The following is an 18,873-nucleotide window of genomic DNA, read 5'->3' as shown; positions in this document are numbered from 1 at the left end:
GCGCCTCCGGTCACCAGGAGCAGGAGAGCGCGGGGTTGCCGGCGAGGTCGGCGACGAGGCGGGCGCGGTGCGCGGCGGTGGCTTCGCCGTAGACGGCGAGCAGGCCGGCGACCGTGCGGTCCCAGGAGAAGTTCCGGGCGTGCTGCTCGGCGCCCCGGGCCAGTGCCGCGCGCCGGGCCTGGTCCGGCAGCAGGCGAGCCAGCGCGAGGGCCCAGTCCACCGGGTCGTGCCCGTCGATCAGCACACCGCTCACCTGGTCCCGAACTGCGGTGACCAGCCCGCCGACAGCGGCGGCCAGCACCGGCGTACCGCAGGCCTGTGCCTCCAGGGCGACCAGCCCGAAGGATTCGTTGTGCGACGGCACCGCGACCAGGTCGGCGGCCCGGTACAGGGCCGGCAGGTCGTCCCCGGTCCGCGGTGGCAGGAAGCGCACCCGGTCGGTGACCCCGAGCGTGGCGGCCAGCTCGATCAGCGCGGTCGGCCGGTCCAGCCCGCTGCCGCTGGGCCCGCCGCAGATCGCCACGGTCACCTGGTCGGCCAGCGCCGGATCGCGCTCCCGCAACGCGGCTACCGCGCGGATCAGCACGTCGGGTGCCTTGAGCGGCTGGATCCGACCGACGAAGGCCACCACGTACCCGTTGACCGGGAGCCCGAGCCGCTGGCGGGCGGCGCGGGCGGCCGCGGTCCGGTCGCCCGGCGCGGGCCGAAACCGGTCCAGGTCGACGCCCGGCTGCACGACGGCGACCTGGTCGGGATCGGCGTCGTACCGCTCGACGAGGTCCCGGGCCTCCACCCGCGTGTTGGCGACCAACCGGTCGGCCTCGGCGACCACCTGCTCCTCGCCGATCACCCGGGCCTTGGGCTCCGGCCGGTCACCGGCCGCGAGCTGGGCGTTCTTGACCTTGGCCAGGGTGTGCGCGGTGTGCACCAGCGGCACCCCCCAGCGCTCCTTGGCCAGCCAACCGACCTGCCCGGAAAGCCAGTAGTGGGAGTGGATCAGGTCGTAGTGCCCGGGCGGGCGGGACGCCTCGGCGCGCAGCACCCCGGCGGTGAAGGCGCAGAGCTGGCCGGGCAGCTCCTCCTTGGTCAGCCCCTCCAGCGGGCCGGAGGTGATGTGCCGGACCTGCACGCCGGGGGCCATCTCGACCACCGGGGGCAGGTCGCCGGAGGTGGCGCGGGTGAAGATCTCCACCTCGACGTTGGCCTCGGCGAGCCGCCGGGCGACCTCCAGGATGTAGACGTTCATTCCCCCGGCGTCGCCCGTGCCGGGCTGGTGCAGCGGGGAGGTGTGCACCGACAGGGTCGCGATGCGACGGGGCCGGGGCCACGGTTGGGCACCCCGCTGACGACCGACGCCGGTGTGCAGTTCCGCCACGTCCGCTCCTTCTGTAACGGTTGATGCCGTCTCGCACGACCGGCGCTTCTCGGTCAACCTGTACGCCGGATGTCATCTTCCCCATCGGCCTACGGAAATTCGCCAGCGCGGCCCTCCGGCGTGACGGACCTCATCACCGCTCACCCTCCATGCCCGCTGCCGGCGGCCGTCACGCCCGCCCGGATGGGTTCAGAGGGCCGGGGTGACAATGACGGGATGACCTCTGTCGCCATCGTGACCGGAGCCTCCAGCGGGATCGGCGCGGCCACCGCCCGCCGGCTCGCCGCCGAGGGTTTCCACGTGCTCGCCGCCGCCCGCCGGACCGATCGGCTCGCCGATCTGGTCGCCGAGATCGCCGCCGCCGGCGGGCAGGCCACCGCGGTGACCTGCGACGTCACCTCGGACGAGTCGGTGGCCGGGCTGGTCGAGGCCGCCGCGCGGGCACCGGGGCCGGTCACTCTGCTGGTCAACAACGCCGGCGGCGCGCGCGGGCTGGATCCGGTGGAGTCCGGTTCGATCGACGACTGGCAGTGGATGTACGACGTCAACGTGCTCGGCACGCTGCGGGTGACCCAGGCGCTGCTGCCGGCGCTGGAGGCGTCCGGCGCGGGCACGATCGTGGTGGTGTCCTCCACCGCCGGCCTGACCGTGTACGAGGGCGGGGGCGGCTACGCCGCCGCGAAGCACGCGCAGACGGCCATCGCCGGCACGCTCCGGCTGGAGCTGTGCGGGCGCCCGCTGCGGGTGATCGAGATCGACCCGGGCATGGTGAAGACCGACGAGTTCGGGCTGGTCCGCTTCGACGGCAACGCGGATCGTGCGGCCGCCGTCTACGCCGGCGTGCCCGGGCCACTGGTCGCCGAGGACGTGGCGGACTGCATCGCGTGGTGCGCCACCCGCCCCGAGCACGTGAACGTGGACCGGCTGGTGGTCCGACCGCGCGCGCAGGCCGCACAGCACAAGGTGCACCGGGTCGGGCAGTGAGGCGCGAGGAGTGAGCCGGGTTTGCGAGCCCCGCAGTCGCGAACCGGAGGCAAAGTGAAGCGCGAGGAGTGAGCGGGGCGGCGCGGCGGCGGCCGCTCGGCGTGGTCACCCGGGGCACGACCAACCCGAACCGACTCCGCCGGGTGGACAACTGGATCGTCTCCACCTGCGCCGACCGGCTACGGGCGGCGGCCGATCCGCTGGTGGTCGACCTCGGCTACGGCGCCACCCCGGTGACCGCTGTGGAGCTGCGGGCCCGGCTGGCCGCCGGGGTCCGTCGGGACGTACGGCTGGTCGGGCTGGAGATCGACCCGGCCCGGGTGGCGGCCGCGACGCCGGCCGCCGACCCACCGGGGCTGACCTTCGCCCGGGGCGGATTCGAGCTGGCCGGGCTCCGGCCGGTGCTGGTCCGCGCGTTCAACGTGCTGCGCCAGTACGACGAGCGGGAGGTGCCGGACGCCTGGCGGACGATGACCGCCGCCCTGGCCCCCGGAGGGGTGCTCGTCGAGGGCACCTGCGACGAGTTGGGCCGGCTCGCCGGCTGGCTGCTGATCGACGCCGACGGCCCCCGGACACTGACCCTGGCCGCGAAACTCACCACCCTGGGCAGCCCCGCCGAGCTGGCCGAGCGGCTGCCCAAGGCGCTGATCCACCGCAACGTTCCCGGCGAGCCGGTACACGACCTGATCCGGGCACTGGAGGACGCCTGGCAGGCCGCGGCCCCGTACGCCACCTTCGGCCCTCGCCAACGCTGGCTACGCGCCGTGACCCATCTGAAGGAGACCGGCTGGCCCGTCCTGAACCGCCCCCACCGCTGGCGCCACGGCGAGCTGACCCTCCCCTGGCCCAGCGTCGCCCCCCGCGCCTGACCCGGTCGGGCCGGCCTGTGGTCAGAGGGTGCAGTTGATCAGGACGGGTTCGGGGTGCAGTGTCACGCCGAAGCGGGTGTGCACGGTGTTTCGGATGTCGCCGGCGAGGGTGAGCAGGTCAGTCGTGCTGGCCGTGCCGCTGCGGTTGGTGAGGGCCAGCGTGTGCTTGCCGGAGATCGCCACGCCGTCCGGGCCGGGGTGGCCCTTGGTGAAGCCGGCCTTGTCGATCAGCCAGGCCGCGCTCACCTTGACCGTGTCGTCGTGGCCGGGCCAGGCCGGCGGCTCACCCAGCTCGGAGGCGCGCTCCCGGAGCAGCTCGTACGCCGCCCGGTCGAGCACCGGGTTGGTGAAGAACGAGCCGACCGAGCGAGTGTCCGGGTCGGCGGCGTCAAGCACCATGCCCTTGCCGGCGCGCAGCCGCAGCACCGCCGCGCGGGCATCGGGCAGCGGCACCCGCTCGCCCACCTCGACACCGAGCGCCCGGGCCAGTTCGGCGTAGCGCACCGGGCCGGAGAGCGGGGACCGGGCGAGCCGGAAGTCGACGGAGAGCACCACCATCCGGTCCCGGTACTTGAAGATGCTGCCCCGGTAGGCGAACCCGCACTCGGCGGCGGGGACGAACTGGCGGCTGTCCTCGGCCCGGTCGTACACCTCGACCCCGGTGATGGTCTCGGCGACCTCCTGGCCGTACGCGCCGACGTTCTGGATCGGGGTGGCACCGGTGGAGCCGGGGATGCCGGAGAGGCACTCCAGCCCGGCCCAGCCGTTGGCCACCGTCGCGGCGACGAGGTCGTCCCACGGCTCGCCGGCCTCGACCCGTACCGTGACCGAATCCGCGTCCTCGGCGACGATCCGCAGGCCGCGGGAGCGCACCAGGACGACTGTGCCGGGGAAGCCGTCGTCGCCGATCACCACGTTGCTGCCACCGGCCAGGATCAGGAGCGGGTCTTCCGTGGCCCGGATGGCCCGGACGATCTCGTCGGCACTGCCCGCAGCCATGATCCGCCGGGCCGGCCCACCCATCCGCAGCGTGGTGTAGCTGGCCAGTGGACCAGTGCTGGCACGATCGGCTTCGGTTGTCGGCTGGGCGTAGGCGTCGGACACGTCTTTCACCTTAGGCTGAGGGGCAGCCGTGGCACCCACTGGTGGCCCGGCACCCCCGGGAGGATGGCGATGAGCAAACTGCAGGGCAGCAAGGATTTCTGGATCGGAGCGCTCCGGGCGGAGGGCCCCGCCTTCGCCTCGGCGGTGGCCGAAGCGCCGCCGGAGACGCCTGTGCTGTCCTGTCCGGGCTGGACGGTCAACGATCTCACTCTGCACCTCGCCGGCATCTATCACTGGGTTTCCTCGTTTGTCGGCTCCGGCCTGACCACCGCGCCGCCCCGTCGGGAGCCGCTCGAGGCGGACCCGGGCCGGAGCCCCCTCCAACTCTGGCAGCAGGGGTACGACCAGCTGATGACCCTCTTCGACGGGCTCGACGCGGAGGCCCCGGCGTGGAACTGGGCTCCGCAGCCGAAGAAGGCCGGTTTCTGGCCGCGCCGGATGGCGCACGAGACGGCGGTGCACCGCTGGGACGCTCAGCTCGCCATCGCCGCCGGTGAGCCGGTGGAGGCGAAGCTCGCCGCCGACGGGGTGAGCGAGGTGCTGGACACCTGGCTGCCGGCGGGCCGGCGGCGGGACCCGGGCGAGTGGCTCGGCGTGGTGCAGCTCTCCGCGACCGACGCCGCGCAGGAATGGTATCTGCGGCTGCGCGGGGAGGGGGTGGCGCTGCTCGACACCGCGACCATCTTCGACCACGACGACCACCATGCCCGGGCGCACGTCAGCGGCACCGCGAGCGACCTGCTGCTGGCGCTGTGGGGCCGGATCAACTTCGAGACGCTGGACGTCAGCGGCGACCGCAACCTGCTCAACGGGCTGCGCACCCGCTGACCGCCGCCCGGGCCGGCCGGGACGATCCAAGGAGGGCGTCACCCCGACGGGGGTGGCGCCCTCGGTCGTGTGGGCGCCTCAGGTTACGATCGGCATTGATGAGAGAGCGCTCTCTTGACAGCCGGCGGACGACCCACCACCACCGCCCGGATGGACGGCTGCGACACCGCCGGACCTTCTGGCACGTGGTGCTGCCCGCGCTGCGCCCGCCCGCCGCCGTGCTCGGCCTGCTCACGTTCATGACCACCTGGGACGATTTCCTGTGGCCGTACGCTGTGTTGAACGACCCGGCGAACCCGACCGTGCGGCTCTCCCTGCGGGCGCTGCCGGACGGGTACTACCAGGACATGTCGCAGGCGGGATCATGGAAGGTGCGGTCAAGGCGTGAATGAACTCCGGTTTCCCGAGCACTTCCTCTGGGGGGCGGCCACCGCCGCGTACCAGATCGAGGGCGCGGCCCACGACGACGGGCGCGGTCCGTCCATCTGGGACACCTTCAGCCGGACACCGGGCAAGGTGTACCAGGGCCACACCGGCGACGTCGCCTGCGACCACTACCACCGGTACGCCGACGACGTGGCGCTGATGGCAGAGCTGGGACTGCGGGCGTACCGGTTCTCGGTCGCCTGGCCCCGGATCCAGCCGGACGGCACGGGCCCGGCCAACCCGCGCGGGCTGGACTTCTACGACCGGCTCACCGACACGCTGCTCGCCCGCGGGATCGACCCGATCGTCACCCTGTACCACTGGGACCTGCCGCAGACGCTTGGTGACCGGGGCGGCTGGACCAACCGGGACACCGCCGAGCACTTCGCCACGTACGCCACTGCCGTGTACGCCCGGCTGGGCGACCGGGTGGACGTCTGGACCACGCTCAACGAGCCCTGGTGCTCGGCGTACCTCGGCTACGGCAACGGTGTGCACGCCCCGGGCGAGCAGGACCCGGCGGCCGCCTTCACCGCCGTACACCATCTGCTGCTCGGGCACGGCCTGGCGACGCGGGCGCTGCGCGCGGCCGGCGCACGCAGCGTGGGCATCACCCTCAACCCCGCCGACGTACGGCCGGCCGACCCACAGAGCGCGGCCGACGCCGCCGCGGTCCGCCTGGTCGACGGCCTGCACAACCGGATCTTCCTCGACCCGTTGCTGGCCGGCGGCTACCCGGACGACGTGCGGGAGCACGTGGCGCGCATCGTCGAGCCGACGTTCATCCGGGACGGCGACGAGAAGGTGATCGCCGCCCCGATCGACCTGCTCGGGATCAACTACTACCAGCCGAGCTACGTCGCCGGTCGGCCCGACGGAGCCGGCGGTGGCGGTGCGTACCCGGGCACCGAGGGCGCTGTGCAGTTCCTGCCAGCGGCCGGCCCGCTCACCGACATGGGTTGGATGATCGAACCGGCCGGGCTGACCCGGCTGCTGGAGCGGATCGCCACCGACTATCCCGGTGTGCCGCTGCTGATCACCGAGAACGGCGCGGCGTTCCCCGACAAGCCGGGCGCCGACTCGCCCGACGGCCCTGGACAGGTGATCGACACCGACCGGATCGCCTACCTCGACGGACACCTGCGGGCCGCGCATGAGGCGATCTCCCGGGGCGTGGACCTGCGCGGCTATCTCGTATGGTCGTTCCTGGACAACTTCGAGTGGGCGGAGGGCTACCGCAAGCGGTTCGGGATCGTGCACGTCGACTACCTGACCCAGCGGCGCACACCGAAGGCCAGCGCCCGGTGGTACCAGGAGGTGATCTCCCGGAACGGGCTGTGACGAGCGGGGGGAAGTCGCGATGACTACGGCGCAACGGCCGACGCTCGAGGCGGTGGCGGCGCGGGCCGGGGTGTCCCGGGCCACCGTTTCGCGCGTGGTCAACGGCTCCACCACCGTCGCTCAGCCCATCCGGGAGGCGGTCAACCGGGCGGTCGCCGAGCTGGGGTACGTGCCCAACCTGGCCGCCCGGAGCCTGGTCACCCAACGCACCGACTCGATCGCCCTGGTCATGCCGGAGGCGGCCACCCGGGTCTTCTCCGACGACCAGGTCTTCCCCGGCATCATCCGCGGAGTCAGCCAGGAGCTGGAGGCGGCCGACAAGCAGCTGGTGCTGATGCTGGCCGGCTCACCGGCCGGGCACCACCGGGTCGAGCGGTTCACCACCGGACGGCACGTCGACGGGGTGCTCTTCGCCTCGCTGCACGGTGCCGACCCGCTGCCCGGCACGCTCGCCCGGCTCGGCATCCCGGTGGTGTGCAGCGGCCGCCCACTCGGCGACGTGCCCGTGCCGTACGTCGACGTCGACCACGTCGGCGGGGTGACCGCGGCCGTCCGGCACATGATCGACAGCGGTCGCCGACGGATCGCCACCATCGCCGGGCCCCAGGACATGGTCGCCGGGATCGAACGGCTCACCGGCTACCGCACCACCGTCGCCGCCGCCGGGCTGCCCGAGCTGATCGCCGTCGGGGACTTCACCCGGGAGTCCGGCGCGGCGGCGATGCACCGGCTGCTCACCGAGCACCCCGACCTGGACGGCGTCTTCGCCGCCTCCGACCTGATGGCGCACGCCGCCCTGCGGACGCTGCGCGAGGCTGGCCGGCGGGTGCCGGAGGACGTCGCGGTGGTCGGCTTCGACGACATCGAGACCGCCGCGTACACCGAGCCGCCGCTGACCACCGTCCGGCAGCCGATCGTGGAGATCGGCCGGCGGATGACCCGGCAGCTGCTCCGGATGGCCGCCGGAGAGACCATCGAGCCGGCTGTCATGCTCCCCACCGAGCTGATCCTGCGCGACTCGGCGTAGCCGGGGGCCCTCCTTGAGGAGGAGAGCCCCCGGGACCCGCTGGCAGTCTCGGGTCCGATGCCCGTGCTGGTCGATCAGCCCTCCGTGTCCCGCCGACGGCGTACGGCGATGAACGTGGCACCGAGCGCCACCGCACCCAGGCCGAGGATGGCCATGGGCAGCAGATCGCCCGCCGACGTGCCGGTGATCGGCAGATGGCTCTTCGTCGGGGTCGCCGTGGGCGGCGCACTGGTGGGCGGCTGGGTGGTGGGCGGCGGCGTGGTGGGCGGCGGCGTGGTCGGCTGACCGCTGGCGGCACAGGTGTGGGTCAGCACGAAGAACTCCGCGGTACCGGTGATCACCGCGGTGGCGTCGGTCAGCGTCCAACCCGCGGGCAGCCGGATCCACGCCTTGCTGGTGCCCATGTCGTTGACGATCGCCCCACCGTCGGTGGGGATCGTCCGGGTCACGGTGCCGTCATTCGGGATGCTCCAGGTGCCGGTGACCGTGACGAACTGACCGGAGGTCTCCGGGTTGCCTGGCAGGTTGAACACCCACACGTCCTGGTCCGGGAACGGCCCACCGCCGAGGTTCGGGTCGCAGTTCTGGGTGAACGCGGCCGCGGTCGTGGGGACGTTGCCCGGGTTGATGTCGATGTTGCTGACTTGAGGCGGCGGCTGGGTCGGATCGGTCGGCTGGGCGAGCGCCGCGCCTCCCACCCCGATCAGGAACGCACCGGCTAAGGCACCGGTTGCGACAAGCTTGACGAGTCCTTCTCTCACGATTCCCCCTACTCTCGACGGCGTTCGTCGCCGCCCAATCGATACGAAAGTAGAGGTCGGTAGGGCATTTCGTATGGTTTCGGACTGTCTAACACCTGGGGGAGGGCCGACGGAGCGTTGATGATCTGACCCAGAGTGACGGGCAATGCCAATACGAGGGTCGCTGAAGTGGGAGGGCACCTCCATACCGGCAGGCGACCGGCACGTCGTCCAGGCACTCGGCCCGCCGGGCGGCGCCCGTAAATCCGTGGCTCCGCTCGCCGGTCGTCGCTAGCGTCACCGGCATGCCGGATTCCGTCGCCCTTCTGCACGTCCCCGCCCTCTCCGACGTCGCCGAGTACGCGTACGCGGCCAACGTCGAGCCGCCCGCCCGGCTGGTGTTCACCGCCGGCGCGTGCCCGCTCGACGCGGAGGGGCGCACCGTCGCGCCGGGCGACCACGCCGCGCAGGCCCGGCAGGTGATGGCGAATCTGGAGACCGCACTCGGGGCCGCCGGCGCCCGGCTGACCGACGTGGTCAAGACGACGGTGTACGTGGCGTCGTCCGAGCAGGCCGATCTCGTGAAGGTCTGGGAGGTGGTCCGGGACTCCTTCGGCGACCACGACCCACCCAGCACCCTGCTCGGCGTTGCCGTGCTCGGCTACACCGACCAACTCGTCGAGGTCGAAGCCGTCGCCGCCATACGGATGGGGGCCTGACATGCGGATTCGTGTGGCGCGGCCCGACGACGCCCCGGCCGTGGTGGCCTTGCGGGCGATGGTCTACCCGTACCTGGTGCGTGGGGTGGAGTCGACCCGGAAGATGCTCGCGGAACCGCCACCGAAGGAGGGGTGGACCGCCTTCGTGGCCGAGGTCGACACCCGGGTGGTCGGCTGGGTGTCCGCCCAGCGCGTCGGCTCGACCTCGACGGCGGACGTCGGCGACATCGCCCTGCTGCACGTGCACCCGGAGCACCGGCGTCGCGGAATCGGCACCGCGCTGCTGGCCGCCGCGACCGACCACCTCGCCCCGCTGGGAGTCCGCCGGCTGCGCGCCTGGGCCCAGCCGGACTCATTGCCGTTCGCCCTCCGGCACGGCTTCGAAGCCAGCCGCGAGCTGCGCTACTCGGCGCTCGACCTGAATCCGGCGCCCGCGCTACCCGAGCCGCCGCCGGGCGTACGACTGCGTTCGATCGCCGAGCTGGACCCGCACCTGCTGTACGAGGCGAACGCCGCCTCGTCGGTCGACGAGCCCGGCGACGTGCCGGTCGACTCGGTCAGCTACGAGAGCTGGCAGTACGACGTCTGGGACAACCTCGGCCTGGACAAGGCGGCCAGCACCGCCGCCGAGGTCAACGGGGAGGTGGCCGCGTTCAGCCTGGTGAAGCGGGACGGGGATCGGATGTGGTCGGACTACACCGGCACCGTCCCGGCGTACCGGGGTCGGGGGCTGGCCCGGTTGGTCAAGACGGTCGCGCTGCACCGCGCCGCCGCTCGCGGCGTCCGCGTGGCGTACACCTCGAACGACGAGGCCAACGCGCCGATGCTGGCGATCAACGTCAAGCTGGGCTACCGGCCGGTCGCGGCTCAGTGGTCCTGCCTGGCCGAGCTGACCTGAGCGGCGTCAGTCGACGCGGGGACGCACCCAGACGAGGAACCGTTCGACGTACGCCGCCGGGTCGGGTGTGAGGCCGAGCTGCGCCGCGTCGGCGAACGCCTCGTCGAGGAGCGTCGTCAGCATCAGGACCATGCCGACCCGGTCGCCTCTCCAACGGGAGAGCAGCGACAACCGGGCAGGGGAGCACGGCCACGGGGCACCGCACCGGGTACAGCGCCAGTGCGGCGCCCCGGGGTGGTGTGGGGTTACGCCGTGACTCACGCCCCCGCCCTCACCGATGTGCGTCGGACGGAACCGCGGGTGGCGGGCTGCGCCACGATCGTCGGGGCCGCGGTCAGTACCCGCACTCCCTCACGCAGCACGAACAGCTCCCGCTTCGCCAGCGCCACACCGTTTCGGCCCAGCTCGTAGCCTTCGACCCAGACCCAACCGTGGTACGTGTGCCGGTCGGCCAGCTCGCGGATGACCCGGATCGTCAACGGGCGCACGAACTGCGGGCTGGCGGCGCGGGTCAGCCTGATCACGTCGCCGGCCCTCAACACCCCGATCATCGCGACACCCAGCGGTGGGCGGGAATGTGTGTCGGTGCCCGTCGCGTGGGCTTCGGCTCCGGTGGCATTGGTTTCGGTCGCTCCTCGGGCATCTCTCCCCCTCCTGTCAGCTAGGAGGGGCCGCCCGTCCCCATTTACCGGTGCGACCCCGCTGCTGGCACCACCACCGGCTTCCTCCACCAGCGGCACCTCATCGGACGGTCGCAGGGAGTAGCGGACGTCTGCACCGTCCGCATGCGACCATCAAGGGACGTCCAGGAAAGGTCCCCTACGATGTCGCGGAACGACGCCCTCAGACACGCCCTCCGATCGGCAGGGCTGACCGTTGCCGAACTTGCCGAGAGATGCGATGTGGACGCGAAGACGGTTGAGCGGTGGCTCAGCCGGGGCCGCGTTCCTCACCCCCGCTCTCGGATGCGGGCAGCCGGGGTGCTGGGGCAGGATGTAGAAGTGCTATGGCCGGAAGTCGTCCGCCGCGCTGTCAAGGTCGGTTCAGACCGTGAACTGGTCGGCGTGTACGCACGCCGCTCCGACCTTCCCCGTTCGCTGTTCCGTGAGTTGATTGACCAGGCCGGCACGCGGTTGTGGTTCGGCGGGTACACGAGTTACTTCGTATGGCTTGAGGTGCCCAATGCCGCCGCCACGCTCGGCGCGAAGGCCCAGGCCGGTGCCGATGTGCGTTTCCTGCTCGGTGACCCGGGCAGCGCCGTCACCACGGCGCGGGAGCGTATCGAGGCGACGCCCCTCACGCTAGCGACCCGTATAGCAATGAGTCAGGCGGAGATCGCGAAGTCGCCCGAACCTCTCGCCGTCCGGCTGTCAGATCGGCACATCGCCATGTCGGTCTGGGTCTTCGATGACGAGGCGATTGTGGCGACGCACATCGGCGCGGGGCTGGGGCAGGATTCGGTGACGATGCACCTCCGACGCCGGGAGGCCGGCGGCCCGTTTGATCGTTACGTGGAGCACTTCGAGTCAATATGGGCTGACGCACGCGCGGCATAGCCGGGAGCATGGTGTCTCCGGGGGCTTTCGCCATACCGGTCAGCCGGCGTCGAGGACCTGGCGCGCAACGGCGTGGATGTCTGCGCCGAAGAGCACCAGACGGGCCTCGGTGACATTCACCGGCGTGGCCGCGCGCAGCACCGACAGGGCCTGACGAACCGCGTCGTCCACCGGCCAGCCGTAGATGCCCGCCGAGATCAGCGGGATCGCCACGGTGCCCGCGCCCAGCTCGTCCGCCACCCGCAGGCTGTTGGCGTAGCAGTCGCGCAGCAGCGCCGAGCGGTCCTCGGTGGCCGACCAGACCGGTCCGACGGTGTGGATCACCCACCGGGCCGGCAGCTCCCCGGCGGTCGTCGCCACCGCCTGTCCGGCGGGCAGGCCCTGGCCGTACCGGGACGCCCGCAGCGCCCGGCACTCGGCCAGGATGGCCGGACCACCCCGCCGGTGGATGGCCCCGTCGACGCCGCCGCCGCCGAGCAGTGACGAGTTCGCGGCGTTCACGATGGCGTCCACCCGCTGGGTCGTGATGTCCCCCTCGACCAGGGTGATCTCCATGTCAGCGCTCCTCGATCGGCTGGCCGAGCGAGCGGCGGGCCAGCAGGGTGGCGCCGGCCACCGCCGCCGGCATGACCAGCACCGCGCCGAGCGGGATCAGGAAGCAGAGGAACACCGCCACCCCGAAACCGAGCGCGGCGGGTCGGTCGGCCTTGAGGATCGACCGGCGCTGCGGCAGCCGCATGCCACGCCGGTAGAACGGGGCGCCGACCAGCTCCACGGCGAGGAACCAGCCACCCACCGCCGCCCCGATGACCGGGACGACCGTCTGGCCGACCACCGGGATGAAGCCGGCGAGGAAGAGCGGGATGCCGACCAGCGCCGTGAGGGCCACCAGCCGTACGGAGTCGGCGAGGCTGCGGCGCAGCGACGACCAGAAGGCCACGTCCACCGCACCCGGCGTGCCGCCGTACCGTTCCTCCACCCGCTCGGAGATCTTCTCGTAGAACGGGTCGCCGATGACCAGGGTGACGGCGGTGAAGCTGACCACGGCGAGCAGGCCGCCGAGGCCCAGGAAGGCCAGCCCGGCGATCACCCGGACCAGGTTGCGGGCGGTTGCCGACCAGTCGTCGGCGAACGGGGTGACCAGGGCGGCGATGTCGTCCACGAAGTACACCAGGGCGGCGAACGCGGCCACGAAGAGCACACCGGAGATCAACGCCGGCACGATGCCGAACAGCATCAGCTTCGGGCTGCGGACGTAGAGGCCGAGCCCACGCAGGAGCAGCCCGGCCCCGGCGAAGAAGCGTCCGACGACCCCGGTCACCGGGTTGGCGATTCTGCTGGCGTCCACGATCCAGCAGCCTAGCGATAGTGCGTACACATCAACCGGTTGGTGGATCGTCGGGGTCAGCCGCCGCCGCGAACGATCATCAACGGCTGGTCGATTCGCCGCCGAGCCGCCGCCGCCAGGCTGAAGAGGTACAGCTACGACGGCGGAGGGCGGCACGATGCCGGTCATTGAGGTGACCAACCTGCACAAGCGGTACGGCGACCTGGTAGCCGTGGCCGACGTGTCGTTCACGGTCGAGGCCGGGGAGATCTTCGGCGTACTGGGCCCGAACGGCGCCGGCAAGACCACCACCGTCGAGTGTGTCGCCGGGCTCCGCGTCCCGAACGGGGGCGGGGTGTCGGTCCTCGGGCTCGACCCCCGCGCGGACGCGGCCCAGCTTCGCCAGCGGGTCGGCGTGCAGCTCCAGGAGAGCCAACTGCCGGACCAGCTGCGGGTTGGCGAGGCGCTGGAGCTGTACGCCTCGTTCTACCGCGACCCGGCCGACCCGGCGGACCTGATCGACAGGTTGGGTCTGGGCGACAAGCGGAACACCGCGTACAAGAAGCTCTCCGGCGGTCAGAAGCAGCGGCTGTCGATCGCGCTCGCCCTGGTCGGCAACCCGAAGATCGCGATCCTCGACGAGCTGACCACCGGCCTGGACCCGCAGGCACGGCGGGACACCTGGACGCTCATCGAGCAGATCCGGGACAGCGGCGTGACGATCGTGCTGGTCACCCACTTCATGGAGGAGGCCGAGCGGCTCTGCGACCGGGTCGCCGTGATCGACCGGGGACGGGTCGTCGCACTGGACAGCCCTGCTGGTCTGGTGTCGACGGTGGCTCCGGAGCAGCGGATCCGGTTCCGGCCGTCCGCCCCGGTCGACGACCGGCTCCTCACCGATCTGCTCGAGGTGACCGCCGTGCAGCGCACCGGCAGCCAGGTGGTGGTGACCGGCACCGGTGATGTGCTGCACGCGGTCACCTCGGTGCTCGCCCGCAACCAGATCATCGCCGCCGACCTGCGGCTGGAGCAGTCCACCCTCGACGATGCGTTCGTCGAGCTGACCGGGCACCGGCCCGCCGAGTAAGGGAGAGCGACATGCATGCCTTCGGGCAGATCCTCAAGATCGAGACGCGGCTCTTCCTGCGGGACTTCGGCTCGCCGCTGACGACTGTCGTGTTGCCACTCGCGCTGTTGCTGGTGCTCGGGCTGATCCCGGCAATGCGCGAGCCGGATCCGCAGTTCGGCGACCTCTCCTTCATCCAGTACTTCGCCCCCTCGTTGCTGGTGATCACGCTCGCCATGTCGGCGGTGAACATCCTGCCCACGGTGCTGGCCACCTACCGGGAACGTGGGGTGCTGCGCAGGCTTGCCACCACCCCGGCCAGCCCCTTCGCGCTGTTGGCCGCCCAACTGGTCATCTCTCTCGCCACCATCCTGGTCAGCGCCGTGCTGCTCATCGCGGTCGGTCGGTTGGCGTTCGACGTGCCGCTACCCCGACGTCCGCTGGGCTTCACGCTGGCCCTCATCCTCGGTACGGCCGCCCTGCTGGCGCTGGGCCTGCTGGTGGGAGCGGTGGCGCGGACGACCAAGTCGGCGCAGGGGCTGGCCGTGCCGTTGTTCATGGCGGTCATGTTCTTCGGCGGCGTCTACGTGCCCCGGTTCATCCTGCCGGATTTCCTGGTCCGGATCGGCGACTACACGCCACCCGGGGTGCAGGCGCTGCTTGACGCCTGGACCGGGATGGCGCCGCACCCGCTGCACCTGGGGATAATGGCGGCGGTCGCGGTGGCCGCCGGTGCGATCGCCGCGAAACTCTTCCGCTGGGAGTGAGAGACAACTGATGACCAGCACCGCGGAACAGGTCGACCGGCTCGCCGTGTGGGAGGCGCGCGAGGCGAACGTCTACCGGGTTGCGCCCTTCCTCGGGCTCCTCGTCGGGACCGTGCTGGCACGCTTCGCTCCGGCCCCGGGCAGCCTGTCGTTCCCACCGACCCTGGCCGTTGCCGTGGGGGCCGGCTGCTGGGTCACCTGGTTCATCACTCTGCACCCGCAGTGGACCACCCGTCGTGCGCTGATGGCGGCCTACTACGTCGGGCTCCTCGCCTTCAGCGCCGTGCTGGTGGTGGCCAGCCCGTGGTATGGCTTCTTCGCCTGGGTCGGTTTCGTGCACGCGTTCCTCGTGCTTCCCGGCCGGTGGCGGTTCGGCGGGGTGGCCGTGACCGGCGTGCTGGTCGCCACGGCGCAGAGCGCGGGCCCACCCACCTCCGCGGAGCACTGGCTGCTCTGGTCGGTGCTGGTGCTGTTCAACGCCGGGGCGGCCGGCGCGCTGAGCTGGTTCGGCACCGTCACCGAACGGCAGAACGCCAACCGCAAACTCCTGGTGGAGGAGCTGGCCGGGGCGAACCGGAAGCTCGCCGACGCGGCCCGGGAGAACGTGGGACTACACGCCCAACTGCTCATCCAGGCCAGGGAGGCCGGCGTGCTGGACGAGCGCCAGCGGATGGCCCGGGAGATCCACGACACCCTGGCCCAGGGGTTGACCGGCATCATCACCCAACTGGAGGCGGCCGAGCAGACCCGCGACCGCTCCGCCGACTGGCGTCGGCACGTGGACAACGCCCTCTCCCTGGCCCGGGAGAGCCTCACCGAGGCCCGTCGCTCGGTACGGGCGGTCCGCCCGGAGCCGCTGGAGACAGCCCGCCTGCCGGACGCCCTCGCCGAGCTGGGCGGGCGCTGGTCGGCCCTCAACGGGGTACGCGCCGAGGTCGCCACCACCGGCACGCCTCGCCCGCTGCACCCGGAGGTCGAGGTGACCCTGCTGCGGACCGGCCAGGAGGCGCTGGCCAACGTGGGCAAGCACGCCAAGGCGACCCGGGTCGGGCTCACCCTGTCGTACATGGGGGACGTGGTCACCCTCGACGTCCGGGACGACGGGGTGGGCTTCGAGGTCGACGACCTGACCGCCCAGGAGCGACCCGACGGCGGGTACGGGCTGACCGTCATGCGGCAGCGGATGGCCCGGGTCGGCGGCGAGTTGGCCGTCGAGTCTGAGCCGGGCGTCGGCACCGCCGTCTCGGCCTCCGTGCCCGCTCTCGCCGGGGGTGCCGGATGACCGGGCCGGTCCGGGTGCTGATCGTCGACGACCATCCGGTGGTGCGGGACGGGCTGCGCGGCATGTTCACCGGTGACCCGGGGTTCGACGTGGTGGGCGAGGCTGCGGACGGGGCCGAGGCGTTGGCCCTGGTCGCGACGCTGGGTCCCGACGTGGTGCTGATGGACCTGCGGATGCCCGGGATGGACGGGGTGACGGCCATCGGCCGACTGACCCGCTCCGGCAGCACCGCCCGGGTGCTGGTGCTCACCACGTACGACACGGACGCGGACGTGCTGCCGGCGATCGAGGCCGGCGCCACCGGCTACCTGCTCAAGGACGCGCCGCGCGAGGATCTGGTGCGGGCCGTACGGGCCGCCGCCCGGGGCGAGTCCGTACTGTCGCCGAGCGTGGCCGGCCGGCTGATGGGCCGGCTGCGCGCCCCGGCCGAGGAACCGCTCAGCCAGCGTGAGCTGGAGGTGCTCACCCTGGTGGCTCGGGGCGCTTCCAACCGGGAGGCCGCCGCTCGGCTGTTCATCAGCGAGGCCACCGTCAAGACGCACCTGCTGCACGTGTACGCCAAGCTCGGGGTCAACGACCGGGCCGCGGCGGTGGCCACCGCGTACGACCGCGGCCTGCTCACCCCCGGCGGACGGTGAGCGGGACCGGGCAGGATGGGCGGGTGCGCGCCTCCCGACTGATCTCGTTGCTGTTGCTCTTGCAGGCACGCGGGTCGATGACCGCGGGCGAGCTGGCGCGGGAGCTGGAGGTCTCCGAGCGGACCGTCTACCGGGACGTGCTGGCGCTCTCCGCCGCCGGGGTGCCGGTCTACGCCGACCGGGGCCGAGCGGGCGGGTACCGGCTGCTCGGCGGCTACCGGACCCGGCTGACCGGGCTGACCCGGGACGAGGCGGAGGCGCTGTTCCTCGCCGGCCTGCCCGGGCCGGCCGGCGAGATGGGGCTCGCCGACGCGGTCGCGTCCGCCGAGCTGAAAGTGCTCGCCGCGCTGCCACCCGCCCTGCGCGACGCGCCGGCCCGCGCCGGGCAGCGGTTCCACCTGGACGTGCCGGGCTGGTTCCGGGAGACCGCGGCACCGCTCTGGTTGCCCGAGCTGGCCCGGGCGGTCTGGGGCGACCGGGTGGTGGAGCTGCGCTACCGGCGCGGCGACCGGGAGGTGACCCGCCGGGTCCAGCCGTACGGCCTGGTGCTCAAGAGCGGGGTCTGGTATCTGGTCGGCCGGGTCGGCGACGATGTGCGCACCTACCGGGTGGACCGGGTCACCGGGGTCGAGGTGGGCGACGAGCACTTCGACCGCGACGAGGGCTTCGACCTGGCCGGGCACTGGCGCGAGCAGGCCGGGTCATTTCTGCGGACCATGCTGCGGGCCGAGGTCGCCATCCGGCTGAGCCCCGCCGGCCTGCGCCAGCTCCGGCACCTGGTCGACGCCCCCTTCGTGTACGACGAGATGGTCGCCGCCGCCAGCCCGCCCGACGGGCAGGGCTGGGTGGTGGCACGGCTGCCCGTCGAGTCGGTCCAGGTGGCGTACCACCAACTGCTGGGGCTCGGCCCCGAGGTCGAGGTCCTCGACCCACCCGAACTGCGGGAGCTGTTCGCCGAGGCGGCCGACCGGTTCCGCGCGCTCTACCGGTAGCCGGTCACGTCCGCCGGCTTGCCCGCGTCGACCACCTCGGTGATGTAGCGGAAACCCTCGGGTTGGCTGCCGTCGAGGTCGGTGAAGCCGTACACCTTGGACAGCGTGCCGGCGTCGACGGATTTGCCGCTCCAGCGGGCCTTGTCCTCGTCGGCGGCGAGCGCGGCCACCGCCCGGCCGACGAAGGCCGGGGTCTCCGAGATGAGGAAGTTCGGGTCGGTGGCCGCGCCGTCGCGCCAGTTCTCCTCGGTCACGCCGAAGTGCTCAAGCATCGCCTCGGAGCGGATCCAGCCGGGGGTGAGCGCCAGGGCCGTGCAGCCATACGGCTTCAGCTCGTGCGCCTGGCTGAAGGCGAGCCGGTTGACCGAGACCTTGGCCAGGTCGTAGAAGACCGACAGCCGGTAGTTCTCGTCGTTGTACGCCTTGGTGCCGTCGCCCATCTCCACCACCAGGCCTCCGGGCCTGCGGATCAGCAGCGGCAGGGCGAAGTGGCTGGTGATGATGTGCGTGTCGACGGCCAGTCGCAGGGTACGGAAGCCGGCGTCGAGCGGCTGCTCCCAGACCGGTTTCTCCCAGGTGACCAGCGGGTCTCCGCCCCAGATGTCGTTCACCAGCACGTCGAGTTGGCCCTGCTCGGCGTCGATCCGGGCGACCAGGTCGCGGACCTGCTCGGCCACCAGGTGGTCGACCTGAACGGCGATGCCGGTGCCGCCGGCCGCGCTGACCAGCTCGGCGGTCTCCTCGATGGTCTCCGGTCGGTCCATCTCGGAGCGGCCGGCCCGGGTGCTGCGACCGGTGGCGTAGACCGTGGCACCGGCCGCGCCGAGCTGAACGGCGATCTGCCGCCCGGCACCACGGGTGGCACCGGCGACGAGCGCGATCTTTCCTGTGAGCGGTTGTGTCATGCCTGCGACGTTGTCAGGAATACCTGACA

At 72.2% G+C, this 18,873-nt stretch carries 20 protein-coding genes and 1 pseudogene; 14 read left to right on the top strand and 7 right to left on the bottom strand.

Features of this window, described 5'->3' with window-relative positions:
* Positions 1-10 precede the first annotated feature (10 nt).
* Positions 11-1,375, bottom strand: coding sequence for a D-inositol-3-phosphate glycosyltransferase (mshA, locus tag GA0070607_RS15270; RefSeq protein ID WP_089018812.1), 1,365 nt, complete (start codon positions 1,373-1,375; stop codon positions 11-13).
* A gap of 216 nt (positions 1,376-1,591) precedes the next feature.
* Between mshA and GA0070607_RS15265 the strand changes: the two genes are divergently transcribed.
* Positions 1,592-2,359 carry an SDR family oxidoreductase gene (locus GA0070607_RS15265; protein ID WP_089018811.1) on the top strand — a complete coding sequence of 256 codons (768 nt, stop codon included), beginning with the start codon at positions 1,592-1,594 and terminating at the stop codon, positions 2,357-2,359.
* 68 nt (positions 2,360-2,427) lie between these two features.
* Positions 2,428-3,228 (top strand): SAM-dependent methyltransferase, encoded by an 801-nt coding sequence (locus tag GA0070607_RS15260; RefSeq protein WP_089018810.1) that lies wholly within the window; start codon positions 2,428-2,430, stop codon positions 3,226-3,228.
* A gap of 21 nt (positions 3,229-3,249) precedes the next feature.
* Here the strand turns inward: GA0070607_RS15260 and GA0070607_RS15255 are convergent, their stop codons facing one another.
* On the bottom strand, positions 3,250-4,332 hold the full coding sequence (locus GA0070607_RS15255) for a UDP-N-acetylmuramate dehydrogenase (RefSeq protein WP_089018809.1): 1,083 nt from the start codon (positions 4,330-4,332) through the stop codon (positions 3,250-3,252).
* Positions 4,333-4,401: 69 nt separating this feature from the next.
* Here GA0070607_RS15255 and GA0070607_RS15250 point away from each other — a divergent pair, with 69 nt between their 5' ends.
* The 4 genes and pseudogenes from GA0070607_RS15250 (at position 4,402) to GA0070607_RS15235 (ending at position 7,954) form a co-directional block, all read left to right on the top strand.
* On the top strand, positions 4,402-5,160 hold the full coding sequence (locus GA0070607_RS15250) for a maleylpyruvate isomerase family mycothiol-dependent enzyme (RefSeq protein ID WP_089018808.1): 759 nt from the start codon (positions 4,402-4,404) through the stop codon (positions 5,158-5,160).
* Positions 5,161-5,304: 144 nt separating this feature from the next.
* Positions 5,305-5,516: pseudogene (locus GA0070607_RS15245) on the top strand (ABC transporter permease subunit); the annotation flags it as partial.
* A 28-nt stretch (positions 5,517-5,544) separates the two neighbouring features.
* Complete coding sequence (locus GA0070607_RS15240; protein ID WP_089018807.1) at positions 5,545-6,927, top strand: GH1 family beta-glucosidase; 1,383 nt, start codon at positions 5,545-5,547, stop codon at positions 6,925-6,927.
* Positions 6,928-6,946: 19 nt separating this feature from the next.
* Positions 6,947-7,954, top strand: a complete 1,008-nt coding sequence (locus GA0070607_RS15235; protein WP_089018806.1) for a LacI family DNA-binding transcriptional regulator — start codon at positions 6,947-6,949, stop codon at positions 7,952-7,954.
* A gap of 74 nt (positions 7,955-8,028) precedes the next feature.
* Here GA0070607_RS15235 and GA0070607_RS15230 read toward each other — a convergent pair whose 3' ends face one another.
* Positions 8,029-8,715: a hypothetical protein gene (locus GA0070607_RS15230; protein WP_157743161.1), complete on the bottom strand. Its 687-nt coding sequence runs from the start codon at positions 8,713-8,715 to the stop codon at positions 8,029-8,031.
* Positions 8,716-8,999: 284 nt separating this feature from the next.
* Between GA0070607_RS15230 and GA0070607_RS15225 the strand changes: the two genes are divergently transcribed.
* Entirely contained in the window at positions 9,000-9,413 is a 414-nt protein-coding gene (locus GA0070607_RS15225) for a RidA family protein (RefSeq protein WP_089018804.1), read from the top strand.
* Between the two features lies 1 nt (position 9,414).
* A complete protein-coding gene (locus GA0070607_RS15220) occupies positions 9,415-10,311 on the top strand; it encodes a GNAT family N-acetyltransferase (RefSeq protein ID WP_089018803.1) in 897 nt (298 codons plus the stop codon).
* A gap of 257 nt (positions 10,312-10,568) precedes the next feature.
* Here the strand turns inward: GA0070607_RS15220 and GA0070607_RS15210 are convergent, their stop codons facing one another.
* Positions 10,569-10,862 carry a hypothetical protein gene (locus GA0070607_RS15210; protein ID WP_089018802.1) on the bottom strand — a complete coding sequence of 98 codons (294 nt, stop codon included), beginning with the start codon at positions 10,860-10,862 and terminating at the stop codon, positions 10,569-10,571.
* A gap of 429 nt (positions 10,863-11,291) precedes the next feature.
* On the opposite strand from GA0070607_RS15210, the gene GA0070607_RS15205 reads away from it, so the two are divergent.
* A complete protein-coding gene (locus tag GA0070607_RS15205) occupies positions 11,292-11,867 on the top strand; it encodes an XRE family transcriptional regulator (protein ID WP_231931049.1) in 576 nt (191 codons plus the stop codon).
* Positions 11,868-11,906: 39 nt separating this feature from the next.
* On the opposite strand, the gene GA0070607_RS15200 is transcribed toward GA0070607_RS15205, so the two are convergent.
* Together GA0070607_RS15200 and GA0070607_RS15195 are read right to left on the bottom strand one after the other, a co-directional pair.
* Complete coding sequence (locus tag GA0070607_RS15200; RefSeq protein ID WP_089018800.1) at positions 11,907-12,422, bottom strand: O-acetyl-ADP-ribose deacetylase; 516 nt, start codon at positions 12,420-12,422, stop codon at positions 11,907-11,909.
* 1 nt (position 12,423) lies between these two features.
* Entirely contained in the window at positions 12,424-13,215 is a 792-nt protein-coding gene (locus tag GA0070607_RS15195) for an EI24 domain-containing protein (RefSeq protein ID WP_089018799.1), read from the bottom strand.
* A gap of 157 nt (positions 13,216-13,372) precedes the next feature.
* On the opposite strand from GA0070607_RS15195, the gene GA0070607_RS15190 reads away from it, so the two are divergent.
* From GA0070607_RS15190 to GA0070607_RS15170, 5 genes are read left to right on the top strand one after another with little or no spacing between them, the layout of a single operon-like run.
* Positions 13,373-14,281, top strand: coding sequence for an ABC transporter ATP-binding protein (locus GA0070607_RS15190; RefSeq protein ID WP_089018798.1), 909 nt, complete (start codon positions 13,373-13,375; stop codon positions 14,279-14,281).
* 11 nt (positions 14,282-14,292) lie between these two features.
* Positions 14,293-15,027 carry an ABC transporter permease gene (locus GA0070607_RS15185; RefSeq protein WP_089018797.1) on the top strand — a complete coding sequence of 245 codons (735 nt, stop codon included), beginning with the start codon at positions 14,293-14,295 and terminating at the stop codon, positions 15,025-15,027.
* 10 nt (positions 15,028-15,037) lie between these two features.
* The gene (locus GA0070607_RS15180; protein WP_089018796.1) at positions 15,038-16,309 is read left to right on the top strand and encodes a sensor histidine kinase; all 1,272 of its coding nucleotides are present in this window, start codon (positions 15,038-15,040) and stop codon (positions 16,307-16,309) included.
* A complete protein-coding gene (locus GA0070607_RS15175; RefSeq protein ID WP_089018795.1) occupies positions 16,306-16,947 on the top strand; it encodes a response regulator in 642 nt (213 codons plus the stop codon). The genes GA0070607_RS15180 and GA0070607_RS15175 overlap by 4 nt, the downstream gene beginning before the upstream one ends.
* Positions 16,948-16,970: 23 nt before the next feature.
* Positions 16,971-17,939: a helix-turn-helix transcriptional regulator gene (locus GA0070607_RS15170; protein ID WP_089018794.1), complete on the top strand. Its 969-nt coding sequence runs from the start codon at positions 16,971-16,973 to the stop codon at positions 17,937-17,939.
* Here GA0070607_RS15170 and GA0070607_RS15165 read toward each other — a convergent pair.
* On the bottom strand, positions 17,930-18,844 hold the full coding sequence (locus GA0070607_RS15165; RefSeq protein ID WP_089018793.1) for an SDR family oxidoreductase: 915 nt from the start codon (positions 18,842-18,844) through the stop codon (positions 17,930-17,932). The genes GA0070607_RS15170 and GA0070607_RS15165 overlap by 10 nt on opposite strands.
* Positions 18,845-18,873 lie beyond the last annotated feature (29 nt).

Source organism: Micromonospora coriariae (assembly GCF_900091455.1).
Lineage (GTDB): Bacteria > Actinomycetota > Actinomycetes > Mycobacteriales > Micromonosporaceae > Micromonospora > Micromonospora coriariae.
The sequence above is the reverse complement of the archived record's forward strand: the minus strand, read 5'-3'. Positions and strand labels throughout refer to the sequence as shown.

Excerpts from the sequence above, each read along its gene's own strand:
- GA0070607_RS15210 (WP_089018802.1), bottom strand. The coding sequence starts at position 10,862 with ATGATCGGGGTGTTGAGGGCCGGCGACGTGATCAGGCTGACCCGCGCC.
- GA0070607_RS15235 (WP_089018806.1), top strand. The coding sequence starts at position 6,947 with ATGACTACGGCGCAACGGCCGACGCTCGAGGCGGTGGCGGCGCGGGCC.
- GA0070607_RS15175 (WP_089018795.1), top strand. The coding sequence starts at position 16,306 with ATGACCGGGCCGGTCCGGGTGCTGATCGTCGACGACCATCCGGTGGTG.
- GA0070607_RS15265 (WP_089018811.1), top strand. The coding sequence starts at position 1,592 with ATGACCTCTGTCGCCATCGTGACCGGAGCCTCCAGCGGGATCGGCGCG.
- GA0070607_RS15220 (WP_089018803.1), top strand. The coding sequence starts at position 9,415 with ATGCGGATTCGTGTGGCGCGGCCCGACGACGCCCCGGCCGTGGTGGCC.
- GA0070607_RS15190 (WP_089018798.1), top strand. The coding sequence starts at position 13,373 with ATGCCGGTCATTGAGGTGACCAACCTGCACAAGCGGTACGGCGACCTG.
- GA0070607_RS15250 (WP_089018808.1), top strand. The coding sequence starts at position 4,402 with ATGAGCAAACTGCAGGGCAGCAAGGATTTCTGGATCGGAGCGCTCCGG.
- GA0070607_RS15200 (WP_089018800.1), bottom strand. The coding sequence starts at position 12,422 with ATGGAGATCACCCTGGTCGAGGGGGACATCACGACCCAGCGGGTGGAC.
- GA0070607_RS15185 (WP_089018797.1), top strand. The coding sequence starts at position 14,293 with ATGCATGCCTTCGGGCAGATCCTCAAGATCGAGACGCGGCTCTTCCTG.
- GA0070607_RS15225 (WP_089018804.1), top strand. The coding sequence starts at position 9,000 with ATGCCGGATTCCGTCGCCCTTCTGCACGTCCCCGCCCTCTCCGACGTC.
- GA0070607_RS15180 (WP_089018796.1), top strand. The coding sequence starts at position 15,038 with ATGACCAGCACCGCGGAACAGGTCGACCGGCTCGCCGTGTGGGAGGCG.
- GA0070607_RS15165 (WP_089018793.1), bottom strand. The coding sequence starts at position 18,844 with ATGACACAACCGCTCACAGGAAAGATCGCGCTCGTCGCCGGTGCCACC.